This window comes from Carnobacterium gallinarum DSM 4847 (assembly GCF_000744375.1).
Classification (GTDB): domain Bacteria; phylum Bacillota; class Bacilli; order Lactobacillales; family Carnobacteriaceae; genus Carnobacterium; species Carnobacterium gallinarum.
The window spans coordinates 902,991-918,391 of sequence record NZ_JQLU01000005.1 but is presented as its reverse complement, the minus strand read 5'-3'; the positions used below and the strand labels follow the sequence as shown (position 1 = coordinate 918,391).

The 15,401-nt window shown below is 34.2% G+C and carries 14 protein-coding genes; 13 read left to right on the top strand and 1 reads right to left on the bottom strand.

Going from position 1 to position 15,401, the window contains the following annotated elements; genetic code table 11:
• Positions 1 to 22: 22 nt before the first annotated feature.
• From BR43_RS09085 to BR43_RS09065, 5 genes are read left to right on the top strand one after another with little or no spacing between them, the layout of a single operon-like run.
• Positions 23 to 328: a PTS sugar transporter subunit IIB gene (locus BR43_RS09085; RefSeq protein ID WP_034561362.1), complete on the top strand. Its 306-nt coding sequence runs from the start codon at positions 23 to 25 to the stop codon at positions 326 to 328.
• 28 nt (positions 329 to 356) lie between these two features.
• Positions 357 to 1,646, top strand: a complete 1,290-nt coding sequence (locus BR43_RS09080) for a PTS sugar transporter subunit IIC (RefSeq protein WP_034561359.1) — start codon at positions 357 to 359, stop codon at positions 1,644 to 1,646.
• 14 nt (positions 1,647 to 1,660) lie between these two features.
• A complete protein-coding gene (locus BR43_RS09075; protein WP_034561357.1) occupies positions 1,661 to 2,074 on the top strand; it encodes a hypothetical protein in 414 nt (137 codons plus the stop codon).
• Positions 2,075 to 2,100: 26 nt separating this feature from the next.
• On the top strand, positions 2,101 to 2,961 hold the full coding sequence (locus tag BR43_RS09070; RefSeq protein WP_034561355.1) for a class II fructose-bisphosphate aldolase: 861 nt from the start codon (positions 2,101 to 2,103) through the stop codon (positions 2,959 to 2,961).
• Complete coding sequence (locus BR43_RS09065) at positions 2,958 to 3,572, top strand: AAA family ATPase (protein WP_034561353.1); 615 nt, start codon at positions 2,958 to 2,960, stop codon at positions 3,570 to 3,572. The genes BR43_RS09070 and BR43_RS09065 overlap by 4 nt, the downstream gene beginning before the upstream one ends.
• Positions 3,573 to 3,624: 52 nt before the next feature.
• On the opposite strand, the gene BR43_RS09060 is transcribed toward BR43_RS09065, so the two are convergent.
• The gene (locus tag BR43_RS09060; RefSeq protein ID WP_034561351.1) at positions 3,625 to 4,449 is read right to left on the bottom strand and encodes a LysR family transcriptional regulator; all 825 of its coding nucleotides are present in this window, start codon (positions 4,447 to 4,449) and stop codon (positions 3,625 to 3,627) included.
• Positions 4,450 to 4,567: 118 nt separating this feature from the next.
• Here BR43_RS09060 and BR43_RS09055 point away from each other — a divergent pair, with 118 nt between their 5' ends.
• The 8 genes from BR43_RS09055 to BR43_RS09020 all read left to right on the top strand — a co-directional run bounded on the left by BR43_RS09055 (position 4,568) and on the right by BR43_RS09020 (position 15,229).
• Positions 4,568 to 5,599, top strand: coding sequence for a YeiH family protein (locus BR43_RS09055; protein ID WP_051933890.1), 1,032 nt, complete (start codon positions 4,568 to 4,570; stop codon positions 5,597 to 5,599).
• 717 nt (positions 5,600 to 6,316) lie between these two features.
• Positions 6,317 to 10,039, top strand: a complete 3,723-nt coding sequence (locus BR43_RS19115) for a MucBP domain-containing protein (protein WP_051933889.1) — start codon at positions 6,317 to 6,319, stop codon at positions 10,037 to 10,039.
• Positions 10,040 to 10,052: 13 nt separating this feature from the next.
• Positions 10,053 to 10,388 carry an EF2685/EF0750 family sortase-dependent surface protein gene (locus tag BR43_RS09045; RefSeq protein ID WP_034561349.1) on the top strand — a complete coding sequence of 112 codons (336 nt, stop codon included), beginning with the start codon at positions 10,053 to 10,055 and terminating at the stop codon, positions 10,386 to 10,388.
• A gap of 2 nt (positions 10,389 to 10,390) precedes the next feature.
• On the top strand, positions 10,391 to 11,143 hold the full coding sequence (locus BR43_RS09040; protein ID WP_034561347.1) for a WxL domain-containing protein: 753 nt from the start codon (positions 10,391 to 10,393) through the stop codon (positions 11,141 to 11,143).
• Positions 11,144 to 11,209: 66 nt separating this feature from the next.
• The gene (locus BR43_RS09035; RefSeq protein ID WP_034561344.1) at positions 11,210 to 11,947 is read left to right on the top strand and encodes a WxL domain-containing protein; all 738 of its coding nucleotides are present in this window, start codon (positions 11,210 to 11,212) and stop codon (positions 11,945 to 11,947) included.
• A gap of 80 nt (positions 11,948 to 12,027) precedes the next feature.
• Positions 12,028 to 13,143 carry a WxLIP family cell surface protein gene (locus BR43_RS09030; protein ID WP_034561342.1) on the top strand — a complete coding sequence of 372 codons (1,116 nt, stop codon included), beginning with the start codon at positions 12,028 to 12,030 and terminating at the stop codon, positions 13,141 to 13,143.
• Between the two features lie 108 nt (positions 13,144 to 13,251).
• On the top strand, positions 13,252 to 14,712 hold the full coding sequence (locus tag BR43_RS09025) for an AcpB/EbpR/MafR family transcriptional regulator (protein ID WP_034561339.1): 1,461 nt from the start codon (positions 13,252 to 13,254) through the stop codon (positions 14,710 to 14,712).
• Positions 14,699 to 15,229, top strand: a complete 531-nt coding sequence (locus tag BR43_RS09020) for a hypothetical protein (protein WP_034561337.1) — start codon at positions 14,699 to 14,701, stop codon at positions 15,227 to 15,229. Before BR43_RS09025 ends, BR43_RS09020 begins: the two co-directional genes overlap by 14 nt.
• The last annotated feature ends 172 nt before the right edge of the window (positions 15,230 to 15,401 follow it).

Sequence of the window (15,401 nt, the reverse complement as noted above, 5' to 3'; positions counted from 1 at the left end):
AATCAGATAGGGGAGAAGGATTATGAAAAAATTAACGATTTTATTTGTCTGTGGTGCAGGTTTAGGTAGTAGTTTTGCGGCTCAAATGGCGGCAGAGGATGTTTTAAATGAGAAAGGTGTAGATGCTAAGTTAGAGCATACAGATATTTCGTCGGCGGTTTCAATGCAACCCGATATTATTATTACAGCTGAAAACTTTAAATCACAGTTTGAAAAATTCAGTATTGATGAAGAAAAAATAGCGATTATTTATTTGAAAAATATTGTCTCAAAAGTAGAAATAAATGAAAAAATCACCCCCGTTTTACAGGCGAAAGGTGTACTTTGATTTCTAAATAGTGAGGAGGAGATTTGGAATGGTAGTCATTAATTTTATCATTGAAAATATTTTAACGCAGGCATCGATTACGATTAGTTTAATTGCGATGTTAGGCTTGATTCTTCAGAAAAAATCAGTTGGGCAAGTCATATCAGGTTCGTTGAAAACGTTATTAGGATTTCAAGTTTTAAGTGCAGGCTCTAGTATTATTGTAGGTAGTTTAACGTATTTTGGAGAAATATTTAATGAAGGTTTTAAAATGCAGGGAATTATCCCTTCAATTGAGGCGATTAATGGTCAAGCAATGAATGAGCTTGGCTTAGGTCGAGATATTGCGTTAACCTTTTTAGCTATTTTTGTTTTTAACATTTTAATTGCTCGTTTTACAAAATGGAAATATATTTTCTTAACAGGGCAAGCTATTTTATGGATGGCAACAATGACGACAGTATTTGGTTACTTTTCAGGTTTACGAGGAATTCTATTAATTCTGGTAGGCGGGTTTGTTGGGGGTGTCTTTGCTGTTGCAATGCCTGCTGTGGCACAACCCTTTATCCGGAAAATTACTGGATCAAATGATATTGCTTTAGGACATTTTTGTACTATTGGGTATTTATTTGAAGCTGGAGTGGCTTGGCTTGTTGGAGAACGTGGTGAAAATAAAAAATCAGTTGAAGATTTAAAATTGCCAAAAGCTTTTGAATTTCTACAGGATACGTATTTATCGGTGATGGTAGTCATGGTTCCGTTATATGTGGTCACTGCTTTATTCGCTGGTGAAGAGTTTGGAGCAACGTTATCTGGAAATCAAAATTATGTGATGTTTGCCTTTTTACAAGCCATTCAGTTTGTTGTAGGGGTTTATGTGCTACTTGCAGGTGTGCGGTTATTATTAGGAGAAATCGTGCCAGCATTCCGAGGAATTGCTATGAAACTTGTTCCAAATGCAATCCCAGCGCTAGATTGTCCAGTATTCTTCCCTTATAGTCCAAATGCTGTTATTTTAGGCTTTATTACAACAACAATTGGCACAATACTAGCTATGTTTATCTTGCCGACTTTTGGTTTAGCAATGATTTTACCCGGAATGCTAACGAACTTTTTTGCTGGAGGAACAGCGGGGATTTTCGGGAATGCCGTGGGAGGAAGACGCGGTGCTATTATCGGCGGTATTGCTCATGGTTTCTTTATTACCTTGCTTCCAGCTTTATTAGTCACTATTTTTAATAGTATGGGTTTTATCAATGCAACCGCAACAGATGTAGATACAGTAGCAGCGGCGCTATTATATGCTTGGTTGCTTAGTCCGATTCTCAAAGCATTTTAGAAAGGAGCAAGGGAATGTTTGAATTTTTTAAGAAGAAAACTGTGAAGCCTAAATTTCAAGAAGCAGACCTTTCTCTAACTGCTGAAGAAGTAGCTATAATTCAAGCAGATAGTGTTCGGATTCAACAAGAAATTGATAAGTTAGAAGCTAGCAGTATCAAAGATTCTGTAGTACTGGCTAAAAAATATGAAGAACTAGGTTTGCTATTTGCACAATTACCTGCGATAAATCAAGGAATTGAAGCTTTAGAAAAAAGTCTAAGCTATCAAAAAAGTATTGGGGATGGGTATAAAAAATTAATGAGTTTGTACAATCAAGAACGTAAAAAAGCGGCTGAAAATGGGGACGATGCAGGAATTGATAAATGGATGACTAAAATGGATGAAATGCGTCAGATTGCCAAAGAAGTTACGATTAGTGGTTCATAAATAAAGAGAGAATGGGGATAGTTAATATGTATACAACGTTAAAAGAGGTTACAAAAACAGCAACGGAATTGAATTTTACAGTAGGGGCATTTAACACGCATAATTTAGAGATGTTGCCAGAAATGATTGAAGCAGCAAAAGAAATGGGCTCGCCAATTATTATTCAAACAAGTGTAGACACGGCTAAGTACATTGGATATAGTGTTCTAGTTTCAGTTGTGAGGACAATTGCAGACAATGAAATGGTGGATGCTGTGTTACATTTAGATCATGCAAGGGATTTTGACGACATTAAGGCGGCAATCGATAGTGGCTATACGTCGGTGATGTATGATGGTTCACATTTGCCATTTAAAGAAAACATCTTAAAGACGAAAGCTGTGGTTGAGTATGCCCATAAGCGAGGCGTTTCTGTTGAAGGTGAGTTAGGGACGATTGGCGGGACTGAGGAAGGCATCCATGTGGAAGAAAATGATAAAGTTTATACAAAACCAGCAGATGCAGTAGAGTTTGTAGCTGCAACAGGTGTTGACGCGTTGGCGATTGCGATTGGGACCAATCATGGACAGTTTAAGTCAAAAACGGAAGTCAATATTCCATTGTTAAAAGAGATTCATGCAGTTGTTCATATTCCTTTGGTTATTCATGGCGGGACAGGTGTGAAGGAAGAGGATTATCCAGAGCTGATAAATCATGGGATTCGTAAGTTTAATGTGGGAACAGAACTTTTGGTCAATTGGACAAAGACAGCGCAAGAATCCTTTGCTGAAACAAGTATTAATCAGTCTTTGCGACATAATGTGATTCCAGCTAATGACGTCTGCAAATCAATTATTAAACACAAAATTGGTTTATTTATGAATGTGGATAGCCCGTTAAATAAATGAAAAAATATTTGATTTTGTTAGCAGGTAGCCCGGGAACAGGGAAGACCTTTTTGATTCAGCAGATAAAAAGGCAAATTCCTGATTTGTTTTTGATTACGCCTGATGAAGGCAAAGAATTATTTGCTGATTCAGTTGGATTTAATTCATTAGAAGAAAAGGCTGAATTAGAAAAACGAGTTTGGCAATTTTATTATGGTGTCTTGGCTTTATATCTGGAAGCGGGCAAGCGGATGATTGTGTCAGAATATCCTTTTAGCAATAAGCAAAAGCATAAACTAGCTGAATATGCGAATCGTTATCATTATGAAGTGATAACGATTCGTTTAGTGGCAGACTTTGAAGTTTTGTGGCAAAGGCGTCAGCAACGAGATCTAGAGCCAGAACGACATCTTAGTCATTTAATGCAAAGTTATCATTATGGCGACCATTTGGAAGATCGAAGTAAGGCAGACAATCAGATTACACGGGATGAATTCAAAGCTATCATTGAGGCTAGGGGGTATGAGTCGTTCCGATTAGGTGAGCTTCATGAATTTGACGTGACAGATTATCGTAAAGTTGAGTATGAGAGTTTGATTGACTATTTAGAAAATAAAATGAAACGAAATTAGCAGAAACAATTTGTTTTAAAAGCGTAAGCTAGAGTACAGAGGGAATTGTATTCTAGCTTTTTTTTGTTTGATAAAATGAAGTCGCAAACTCGGCAACTTGTTGTAACTGCTTAGATTTTAAATGTTGTCTGTTAATGAAGTAAAAGGCGCGTTGGTAATTTTCACCAAGCTCTTGACTGGGCATACCTTTTGGGACAGCTTTTTTTGAGACAATTGATTTGCCTAATCCCATAGTCAAACACTTAATAATTAGCTCATTGTTTTTGATAATCATTTTTTGAGGTTGGATATTTTGTTCTAAAAAATACCGTTCAGTATAATGAAACACGCCAGAACTGGGTTCACGAATCAACCAAAGACTACTTGAAAGATCACCAGCAAGAACAAGTTTATCTGTCAGAATTTTTATTCGTGGAATATCACCAGTTAATAAGGGTTTTTCAATAAAGCCAAAATCAGCTTCATGCTTTTTAATTTTTTCAACAACTTCCTCAGAGTTATGCATTTCTAATGTAAAGGTGAGTTCTGGGAATTTTTTAGTTAAAGCAACTATTAATTGTGGTAAATAATAGCTTGAGAAGGTATTGGAGGCTATAATTGTACATTTTTCAGAAAGAATTTCTTGATTGTTCATCGCTGATAGCGTTTCTTTCCAGTCATCAGACAAATTCAATAAACGGAGGTAAAGGACTTCTGCTGGTTTAGTAGGGGCAATTTCTTTCCGTCCATTTCGATAAAATAGTGGTGTGTTTAATTCTTCTTCTAATTGTTTAATTTGGTTAGAGACGGCTGGTTGAGAAATAAATAATTGTTCCGCGGCTGTTGAAAAGTTTTTTGTCTCATATACAGCCTTAAAAGTAGTCAATAGTTTAAACATAGTAATCCTTTCCATTCGTTTTAGTTATATTTACTATTTTAACTATCTATTTATCAAATGTAAAAGATTTCGCTATACTAGGTGATAGATAGAATAAACGAAAGAAGATGATAGATAGATGATTCAACCAAAATTCAGTATATTATTCAGTAAAAGTAAACAGATACTTCCGGGCTTGATAACAGCTTTTCTCGTAGCAGTTTTAAGTAAAATACTTGCGATTTGGCTGCCAACCCTTGGCGCAGCGACGATTGCAATTCTCTTAGGTATTTTATTAGGAAATACCTTTATTCGACATCCACTTCTAAATGATGGCACAAAAGTAGCAGAAGGCAAGCTGTTAGAATATTCGGTAGTTTTATTAGGGATTACAGTAACCTTTCAGACTATTGCTCATATTGGTATCAAAGGTGGACTATTTACTATTCTACAAATGTCAGGAACCATTATTATTACTTATTGGCTTGGTCGAAAAATGCTTTTTTCAGAAAATATGTCCCTTTTAATGGCAGGTGGCAATGCGGTTTGTGGTTCTTCTGCAATTGCATCCATTGCGCCTTCTATTCAAGCAAAGGAAGAGGAAAAGGGACAGATCATTACCTTAGTGAACTTACTAGGAACCATTCTAATGCTTACCTTACCGTTCATTAGTCTAGCTTTATATGGATCGAATTACCTGGCTAAAAGTGCTTTAGTTGGTGGAACGTTACAGTCTGTTGGACAAGTTGTTGCCAGTGCAAGTATGCTTGATGGGAAAGTTGTCGAGTTTTCAATGTTATTCAAAATTATGCGCATTATGTTGTTAGTGGTAATTGTTTATCTTTTTAGCAAATTTAAAGAAGGAAAACAAGAAACATCATCAGTTGAATCAACTGATGTGACAAAAAAAGGTTCGGCTTTACCATGGTATGTAGTTGGGTTTTTAATTTGTTGTACGCTGAACAGTGTGATTCAGTTGCCTAGATTTGTCAGCGAAACTGCACATTTTTTTAGTAGTTGGTTTGAGATTACGGCTTTGGCAGCTATTGGGTTACGTCTGGACTTTAAAAAATTCTTTAAAGAAGGGAAACGTTTCTTGTTTTATGGATTGGCAGTGGGAGTGATCCAGATTTTATTAGCTATCTCATTAATTGCCGTTTTGGCGATTTAACATAAATAGAATGAAGAGGCTATGAAACAAATATTTAGACGAATTGAGAGTGTAAGACAAACCTGTTTTGGAGTTTATCTTACACTCTTATTTTAGTACACTAAAAACAGTTCTTAATATAGAAGAAACTTTACTTAAATCTATATTATTTATAAAACATAAACGTAAAATAATTCTATATATTAAGTTTATTTTTTTAGTGAATAGAATTTAAAATAAGTTATATTTAAATATTTTAATTGAATCTAGTTCATTACAATAGGATTAATTAAATTCAATGAACAAAGGAAAGAGAAATAATGGGATTAATTAATATCTTGTGTTTTTAAATAACTATAGTAGATTTAGAAGTGAAAGAGATACGTAATATATATTGAGTGATTATAAGTGTTTTTTATTTTTTTTTTAGATATAAATAACTAAAAAAACGCTCGTTTTCATTGTTTTGTAAAAGTACATATTAATAAAAATATAACCAATAAAGCTTTATTCCAATGGGATTTACCACTTTTTTACAAAAAATTTGGGAATATAGTGAAGAAATATGAACAGAAAAAATTTGTTTCCTGTTATTTTTTTGATATTATTTAACTTGTCAAAAGGAGGCGGAGCAAAACAGTAAAATTTAAGCAGTCGACCTAATTTATTTTGTACGTTAGTAAGCGAATAGCTAAAATTAAAATTTGACTAATAAAATGAAAGGAGGAGTGAATAAAGTTGAAAAGATCTGAAAAATCAATAAACAAAAAAAAGAGTACAACCTATAATAAAATTGCTGTTTTTTCTTTGGTTGTATTATTCATAGTTTTAGGAAAAATATATTATTCAACAAATGATAACGCTGGAATTTTAGCTGATACAGGATTGAATTTATCTGTGGTGAAGAGTGAACTATCTACCAATGATCCATTTTTAGTAACAGTAATGGATACGGAAGCTACACAATCAGATGAAATTGATTTAAGTGCAGAAGCGGAATCAGCCATCATACCAACAAAGCATGTTTCTGAAACATTGATTCCATTACCAATGGGATTAAAGTTTGATGAATTGGGAACAAAACAACTTAATGATGGAAATAACATAGCAGTAATTTCGTTCGATGAAGTTAACAGAAATCTTTCGATTAATTGGAATGAATCCAGCAAAGCAGGCAAATTAGAGGTTTCTCTAGTTCCTGAAGAAATTGGAACCTATCAATTAGTTGCAACTAAGACAGTCAACAATCAATTGAATGAATCTGAACCACTTAAAATTGAAGTAACAGAAGCAACCAAAGAAGAAGTGAAAGAAGAAGCGACAGCAGAGATCAAACCAGAAGAGGAACCGGTTGTTGAAAGCAAGGAAGCTCAACCAATTGCTCAAAGCAGTATAATAACTGCATTTGGACCAGAAACAGCAATTGCAGCAAATGATGCCGAACTAAGCACAGCCATTAAGGATCCTCTAATTACTCAAATTTATCTCAGCAATAGCTTCAACTTAACAACTCGAACTAAAGTTCCAAATGAAAAAAAATATATGCGTATCTCTGGTAAAAATCCATTAACAGGAGAAATTCATACTTTGACTGAAAGAAATGGAACTATTGGAGGAACGGATAATATCTACGTTAGTAATTCCAACTCAGATCCTAAAGATTATGGATTTGAGGATATAAAAATTATTGGACTGAATTATTATGGTCCGATGAATGTCCAAGATAGCACTAATGAAGTGACCTTGTCCTACACGAATGTTGACTACCAAGGACCTCAGATTACTCATAATGTAAATGGTATAACCAAATATCTAGGGAATACAACGATTACGATTGCACAAGTGCAATCGGGTTCAGCATCTAATCAAGAAGTAGCGGAAGCTCGAAATGTAATTCTAGATGGAAATATTACGATTAATCATACGTCTGTAGGAGATAGTATGTTCTGGCTAGGTTTGTCAGGAGGATCAGAGAATTCCTTTACTATCAAAGAGAACTCTAATGTATTAATTGATTCAAAAGGAAATGGAATGTTCTATCGTAATGGTACTAATGCAATTGCAATGGATATTGAGAAGAATGCTAAAGTTAAAATTACTACTAACAATGGATTATTTAGAAATAACCCAGGTAAGTATTTACATGTTGCAGAAGATGCCGATGTTGAATTTGAAAAAACTGGTGGAGATCAACCGGTTTTAAGATTAGCAGAGGATGTCTACGTAGCGCCAGGAGCTCGATTATCAATGAAGGCAACTGGTGGTAGTGGGTATTTTGCAAGGTTTGAAGGCAATTATGCTGGAACAAGCTTAAACTTTGATAATCCATTAAGTGTCTTGTTATACAATAAAACAAGTCAACGAATGTTTGATTGGTCTACAATGTCTACTGGTAAAATGCATATCGATGCAATTGGCGTGAATTATTGGAGAGTGGCTGGTACAGGGGATCGTAATGATACAGCACTATTCAATTGGACCATGCCAGATAAATCAAATGTGTTAACTGATTTAACAACAAACGGTGGAACAACAACAACAATTACTTCAACGAATGCAGGAATGAATGGAACTGATTTCAATCTGGGAACAGCAAAAGTTATTTCTCTTGGAGCAATTGACGTGACGTTGGATCCAATCACAGATGCACAAGACAAAGTTACAGGTACAGCAACAAAAGGTTCAAAGGTCTTTATTGATTACACTGAAGAAGGTGTGAGCAAGACTTTGGAGGGAATAGCAAGTGCAGATGGAAAATACAGTATTGATATTCCTAATGGTTTTATCAAACCGTATATTGATGTAACTGCAACAGCTAACTTAGACTTTAGAACAAAGATTTCCAGTGCTGTTAAGGTACAGGATGTAACGCCGCCAGAAGGAACTGGAGTGATCCAAGTTTTTGATAAAGGAAGTCAATTCCCGACAGACTTTACACCATTTGTAAAAGACATCAAAGATAAGTCAGATAATACAGCTGGTGCAGGAGTAACGGTTAGTGCTGGAAGCCTTCCTCAACCTGATATGAATCAAGCTGGTCCAGTATTGCCAATGTATGAAGTGATCTTAACAGATAAAGCAGGTCATACAACACCAGTTAAAGTTCCGATATTCATTAGGGATGAAGACACAGCTACATCTGGAACCACAGCACTACGTGGGAAAAATGTAACCTTTAAGTTGCCACAATATCCACAAACGGAAGCTGAATTAAAAACGTTTATTCAATCGTTATCAGGTACAGAAGCGTGGGATTTAGCAACAGGGACTCAACTGACAGATTTAAGTACGTTAACTGTTGATGTATCGAAAATGAAAGAAGCTGTTGGAACTTACCCAGTTATCTTTACATTTGGCAATGTCAGTAAAGAAATTCAAGTTTCAGTTACACCTGGAATTGGAACAGTAAATGTACATTACCAAGATGAAGTTGGGAATAAACTTGCTGAAGACAAAGTTATTGTAGATGATGTTGGAAATCCTTACTCTGAAAGCTCGATTCCTTTGAATGGTTATGAGTATTTAAGAACACAAGGAGCAGCATCGGGTGTCATTGAAGATCAGCCACAAGATGTAACTTTTGTTTACAAGCAAAATCGTTTTAAACTAATTCAATCTGTTGAAAAACTTGATGGAAGTTCAGGTGCTACAGCTACCTTGACTGAAAGAATTCAATTTAAAACACAATTAAGTAGTCAATTAGCTGAAGAAACACCAGCAGTCTTCTATAAAGCCTTCACAATCACTATACCAATTGACGATAAATTGACAGATATTGGCGATTTTACATTGGTAACAGATGATGGAAGTGCAAAAGGAAATGTTGTTTATGATGAAGCCAACAAAGTTCTAACGGCTACTATCACGGAAGCAGATCAACTTGACTGGTCTAAAAACCTTACCTTGAGTTATAAAGGAACGGTAAAAGACAATGTAGCTCTAGCTAGTATTATTTCTTCAAAAGCTGAAGCAAGTGGGAACTATACAAATAATTGGGTTGCCGATATGGTCGCATCGAATACAACTCAAACAGATGTCCTTGATGGAAGTTTAATTTTTACTTCTGCACCAAGTACGATTGATTTTGGCGACGATTTGAAAATAGTTTCTGGATCTAAGAAATACCCAATTCAATCAATGGTGGGGAGTTTAACTATCCAAGATACACGATTAACTAAATCGCCATGGCTGTTAACTGCAAAAATGGATCAAATCTTGACTAGTTCAACAAATAAAACTTTACCAAATGCTTTAAAATATACAAACAATGGTATTCAACAAGATTTAGGAACAGACTTGATTACTATTTATGAAGATACCAACACAGGCAGTGTACCTGTAAACATTTCTGATAGCTGGATACCAAATGGTGATGGCTTATCACTTAATGTTCAGACAGAAGAAGTATATCCAGAAGAATATACCGGCTCTATCACTTGGACTTTACAGGATGCCCCTTAAAAGGAGGAGACATATGAACACCTTAAGCAAAAGCTTTATTTTTTCAGTTGTAATTTTGTTCAGTATTCTTCCTTTCAAAGAGGTATTCGCAGAATCAACTCAAGGTTACAACTCAACTGGAGATATTAGTTTTTATGGGACGTATGAGTACCCAAAAGAAACACCAGAACCAGAACCAAAACCAGAACCAAAACCAAATGGAAAATTACCAGTAACGGTAAATCCAGCTACACCAAACTTAAATCGGTTGCCACAAACTGGAGAATTACAAAATCAACATATGTGGTTGACAGGTATTAGTTTTTTTAATTGGAAGTATACTATTTTATTACAAACTAGGAGGAAATAAAAATGAAATTAACTAAAATTATCGCAACATCAGCAATCGTATTAACAGCACTAAGCACAACATCAGTGGCATTAGCAGCAGATGCAGGAACATACAAATCAACAGGTTCGGTTGAATTTGTACCTAATACTGGTATTACACCACCGGTTGATCCAACACTTCCTGGAACAGAAGTAACTCCGATTACTCCAGATGGAAAAACACCAGAACCAGGAACAGCTGGACCATTAAGTATTGACTATGCTTCAAGCGTGAGCTTTGGTCAAAACAAAATTACGAATAAAGATATGACTTATTTTGCAGAACCACAAAAATTAGATGATGGTACATTAAAACCAAACTATGTTCAAGTAACAGATACTCGTGGAACAAATAGTGGATGGTCATTGACTGTGAAACAAGAAGGTCAATTTACAAATGCAACAACAACTAACAAAGAATTAACAGGTGCAGCGATTTCATTCACAAATGGTGTAGCAGTTAGTGAAGCGTTAACAACCGCTCCAACTGTAAAAGATGTTACACTAGACCCAACAGGTGCAGCTTCACCTATCATGAATGCTGAAGTTGGTTCAGGAGCTTTAACTTGGTTAGATGTTTTCGGTACAATTGAAGATACTGAAGTTGATGGCGTAACAGTTAAGAAGAATAAAGCAATCACATTATCAATTCCAGGAACTACACCAAAAGATGCAGTAAAATATGCAACAGAATTAACTTGGACTTTAGGTGACGTACCAGCAAGTAACTTTTAATTAAAACTAAAAATTTACGAATTCATACAAAATAAAAAAACTAACATAAAAGAGGAGAAATAAAAAATGAAAAAACAAACATTTATCACTGCAGGGGCAGTAGCATTATTAGCTTTAACAATCGGAGGAACAACTGCATCAGCTGCAGATGTAGGCGTATATAATTCAAATGCAAAAGTAAAATTCGTTCCAGATACAGCAATTACACCACCAGTTGATCCAACTGCACCAGGTAGTGAAGTAACACCGAAAGATCCAGATGGAATCACAGATCCAAATCCAGGAACTAATGGACCATTAAGTATTGATTTCGCATCATCATTTGGTTTCGATGAGCAAAAAATTACAACTAAAGATGTAACTTATAATGCTAAAGCACAAGTATTATCAGACGGTAGCCTACGTCCAAACTATTTACAAGTAACAGATAAACGTGGGGGAACAAACGGTTGGACTGTTCAATTAAAACAAGATACACAATTTAAATCAGCAAGCGGTACATTAGATGGAGCTTTGATTTCTGTTGCTAATGGTCAAGTAGATTCAGTATCAACTTCATTAGCACCATCAATCGCTAAAGCTAATTTCGATCTAACAATCGATGCTAATGGCGATGGAGTTGCTGAAAATATTTTAGGAGCTAAAACTGGCGAAGGTGCTGGAACTTGGGTTTATCGTTTCGGAAGTGACGCTGCTGAGGGAGCAACAAGTATCTCATTAGCAGTACCAGGAAATACTACAAAATATGCAGAAGAATATGTAACTGGATTAACATGGACACTATCTGATACACCACAACCATAATCAACTAAATTAAATTCTCGTTGAAATGCATCGGCAAAAATGTCGATGCTTTTCAACTAATATTGGAAAGAGGCAGAATCATGAAAAAAACAGTTAAAAATATAATTTTACTTATAGCGTTATTACTTATGGGAATGATCCAAATTCCATCTAATGGACAAGCAGCTGAATTAAATTTCGCAGTGGAAGCAATTATTCCAGAAAATCAGCGTGATAAAACAAAAACGTATTTTGATTTAAGAGTTGAACCGAATAGCGAACAAACTATTGAAATGAATTTAAGAAATGATACTGAAAAAGATGTTACAGTAGAGCCGAGTGTTAATACTGCAATTACTAATATAAATGGAGTTGTAGAGTATGGCGAAACAAAGACGAAAACAGATAGTACTTTGCCAATTGACTTGAAAAAAATTGTAACGGTTAGTAATGAAATAACTATTCCAGCTAAGAGTTTAGTAAAAGTTCCGCTAACAATTAAAATGCCTGAAACTAAATTTGACGGTATTTTGTCGGGAGGAATTACAATTAAAGAAAAAGCTGATTCTGCAGATTCTGAAGGTTCAAATCAGGATGGTCAAGGCTTAGCAATTAACAATAAATATGCATATGTTGTGGCATTATTGTTGAATCAAACAGATCAAGAAGTGAAACCTAAATTAGAATTAAATAACGTTGAACCTTCTCAGATTAATCTTCGTAATGTAATCAATGCAAATCTTCAAAATGTTGAATCAACCTATATAAATAGTATGAATATTGATGCGAAAGTAACTAAAAAAGGTGCAAAAGAAACAGTTTATGAAAGTAGTAAAAAAAACATGCAAATGGCACCTAATTCAAATTTTGACTATCCAATTGCGCTAGAGGGACAACGACTAGAAGCTGGTGATTATACATTAACTTTAAATGTCGATGCTAAGGAAGATAGCTGGTCATTTACTAAAGATTTTACAATCAAATCAGAAGATGCGAAGAAATATAATCAGACAGATGTTACTATTAAAAAAAATAATACTTGGATTTATGTTTTAGTTGGGCTATTATTAATTCTAATAGTAGGAATATTAATTTTCTTTATTATTAAACAAAAAAAGAAAAAAGAAGAAGAAGAACGTAAACAATTATTAGCTCGTAAAAAGAAATTGGCTCGTCGTAAAAAAAGAAGAGAGCAAGAATTAAAAGCAAAACAATAAAAAGAATAATAGTGTAAAATTCCAATTACAGATTAGGTTGGGGTTTCTTTGAATTAAATTAATATAAAGCAAGATAAGCATTTTGAAATGAAAGGGGAGCGGAGATGAATGCATAGTTTTTTATCTAAGACAGATATTCGCAAACTACTTTTGATAACTACGATTGAAGAGAATTTTCAACAAAAAGTGTCCATTGCAGATATAAAAAAACGAATGGATGTATCGGAGTTTATCCTATTTAGTACATTTGAAGAGTTAAAGCAAGATATTGAAAGTTATCAGTTAAGTGATGACATCCATATTGAGAAGTCCAATCAAACATTTAAACTTAAAAAAAATATCAGTTTTTCAACAGAAGTTTTAAAAAATATTTATGTGAAAAATTCACTTGGCTTCCAAATTATTCAAGATGTTTTTGAAGAAACTTTTACAAACTCATCAGAGTATGCCAAGCTTTTTTATACAAGTCGGACAAAGGTTTACAACAAGGTAAATCAATTGAAAGCAACTCTGGAAGAATTAGGCATTAAACTTTCCTCTCGTTTTAAGCTAGCAGGAGATGAAGTAGCAATTCGAGTTTATATGAGTAATCTTTACACATATGTTTATGGGAACGATTATTATCCATTTTCGACAAATTTTAAAAAACAAGTGCTACATTTTGTTAAAAATGTTGAAGAAAAAACAGGGATTTATTTAACACAAGCAAGTAAAATTAAGTTGCTTTATTTTGTAAGTATCTGTCAAATTAGAACTGAAAATAAAAAAAACATTAAAATAAAACCAATGATGGAAAGATATTCTGAAGATAAGTACTTAAATAAAATAATTAAGGAAGCTCATCACCTTTCATTTAATGAAAAAATTAATCAGTATGATGCTGACTTACTGGTCCAATTTATTAAGGGCTTAAATGAATTTCCATTAGTTGTTGAGCAAATGGAACCAGATTTATTTACAAAATTTTTTATAACAGAATTTCAAACCTATTTTGGTGAAATAGAAGATGAGTCTTTGAGCGAGGACTTAACGAATGGCTTAATGAAAATTCATTATCCTATTTTAACGTTTAAACGTATGCAAACTGAATTAGATGTTCTTGTCCAAGCTAGGTTTGTCGAAGAAAATTATCCAGAAGTATTAGAGTTTTGTCATTACTTAATTGCAAAAGCAGCCAAATCTAAGAAACTACAGTTAGTTACACAAAATGATATTCATTTATTAAATCGATATCTATTTTTACTAATTAATTTGCTGCCGACATCCTTTTTCTCGATTCCGATTAAAGTGTGTATTGATTTTACGCTAGGTGAGAATTACAACAATTTTATTTATCGGAATATCCAAACATTCGACTTTATCAATATTGAAATTAGTAATCAGTTAACAGATGATATTGACATTTTGCTTTGTGATTACACCTTAAATGATATGCGCGATAAGTTAAAAGTGATTGTTTGGAGTGCACCGCCAACAGCGGGAGACTGGGCAGTTTTTGGAAAATGTATTGCAAAGGCTAGAAATGATAAACTATTAAAAAAAGGAGAGGTAGCTCGTGTTTTATCCTAAACCAAAAAACTATGCACGCTGCTCCTTATTAGTCGGTTGTTTATTTTCAGTTAGAATCTTAGTTCTGGATAACCCTGAAGTAGCTCATGCTGAAGATAGTGCGTATGTATATAAGTTAGACCATGATAAATATGATAGCCAGAATGTATCGCCAGTGGATCCATTAAATCCGACAGTTGAGGTAACTCCCTTACCACCTGGTTATACCCCAAGGGAAAAGGATGTTAAAAAGCCTGAAGAGGAAGAAAATGATCAAAAAAAGGTTGAAGATAACTATTCAACACCTCTTCCTGATGGAAAAACAGCAATTTTAGTTGAAAAAGGCGATAAAAAATTTAAAAAGGTCAATCCTAAAAATGAATTTCTTCAAAAAGATATTTATACGTTGGCCCCGCAATCTGATGGTAGTAGTTCAGGTAACGATAATTCAGAGATGGCTTATCTAGAAGAACTTTACATGGCGTTGTCTGGGAGCATGCTATATGGTGATCCAATTTTTGATGAATATGAGGAATGATAGTGAAATATGCTGAGGATTATTGAAAAGAATCCGATTGTAATATGAATACTTTTCAATAGTTTCATCTATTTTTTATTGTTGTCTAATCAATTTAGATTACTACTAAAATTAATTTTATGGAATGGTTTATAGTTATGAAGAAAAAGTGTTAGACTAGCTAGAACCACTA

What these genes read in the sequence shown, in the direction of transcription:
- BR43_RS09040 (WP_034561347.1), top strand. Translation starts at nt 10,391, where the DNA reads ATGAAATTAACTAAAATTATCGCAACATCAGCAATCGTATTAACAGCA.
- BR43_RS09065 (WP_034561353.1), top strand. Translation starts at nt 2,958, where the DNA reads ATGAAAAAATATTTGATTTTGTTAGCAGGTAGCCCGGGAACAGGGAAG.
- BR43_RS09045 (WP_034561349.1), top strand. Translation starts at nt 10,053, where the DNA reads ATGAACACCTTAAGCAAAAGCTTTATTTTTTCAGTTGTAATTTTGTTC.
- BR43_RS09025 (WP_034561339.1), top strand. Translation starts at nt 13,252, where the DNA reads ATGCATAGTTTTTTATCTAAGACAGATATTCGCAAACTACTTTTGATA.
- BR43_RS09085 (WP_034561362.1), top strand. Translation starts at nt 23, where the DNA reads ATGAAAAAATTAACGATTTTATTTGTCTGTGGTGCAGGTTTAGGTAGT.
- BR43_RS09060 (WP_034561351.1), bottom strand. Translation starts at nt 4,449, where the DNA reads ATGTTTAAACTATTGACTACTTTTAAGGCTGTATATGAGACAAAAAAC.
- BR43_RS09055 (WP_051933890.1), top strand. Translation starts at nt 4,568, where the DNA reads ATGATTCAACCAAAATTCAGTATATTATTCAGTAAAAGTAAACAGATA.
- BR43_RS09030 (WP_034561342.1), top strand. Translation starts at nt 12,028, where the DNA reads ATGAAAAAAACAGTTAAAAATATAATTTTACTTATAGCGTTATTACTT.
- BR43_RS09070 (WP_034561355.1), top strand. Translation starts at nt 2,101, where the DNA reads ATGTATACAACGTTAAAAGAGGTTACAAAAACAGCAACGGAATTGAAT.
- BR43_RS09075 (WP_034561357.1), top strand. Translation starts at nt 1,661, where the DNA reads ATGTTTGAATTTTTTAAGAAGAAAACTGTGAAGCCTAAATTTCAAGAA.
- BR43_RS09080 (WP_034561359.1), top strand. Translation starts at nt 357, where the DNA reads ATGGTAGTCATTAATTTTATCATTGAAAATATTTTAACGCAGGCATCG.
- BR43_RS09035 (WP_034561344.1), top strand. Translation starts at nt 11,210, where the DNA reads ATGAAAAAACAAACATTTATCACTGCAGGGGCAGTAGCATTATTAGCT.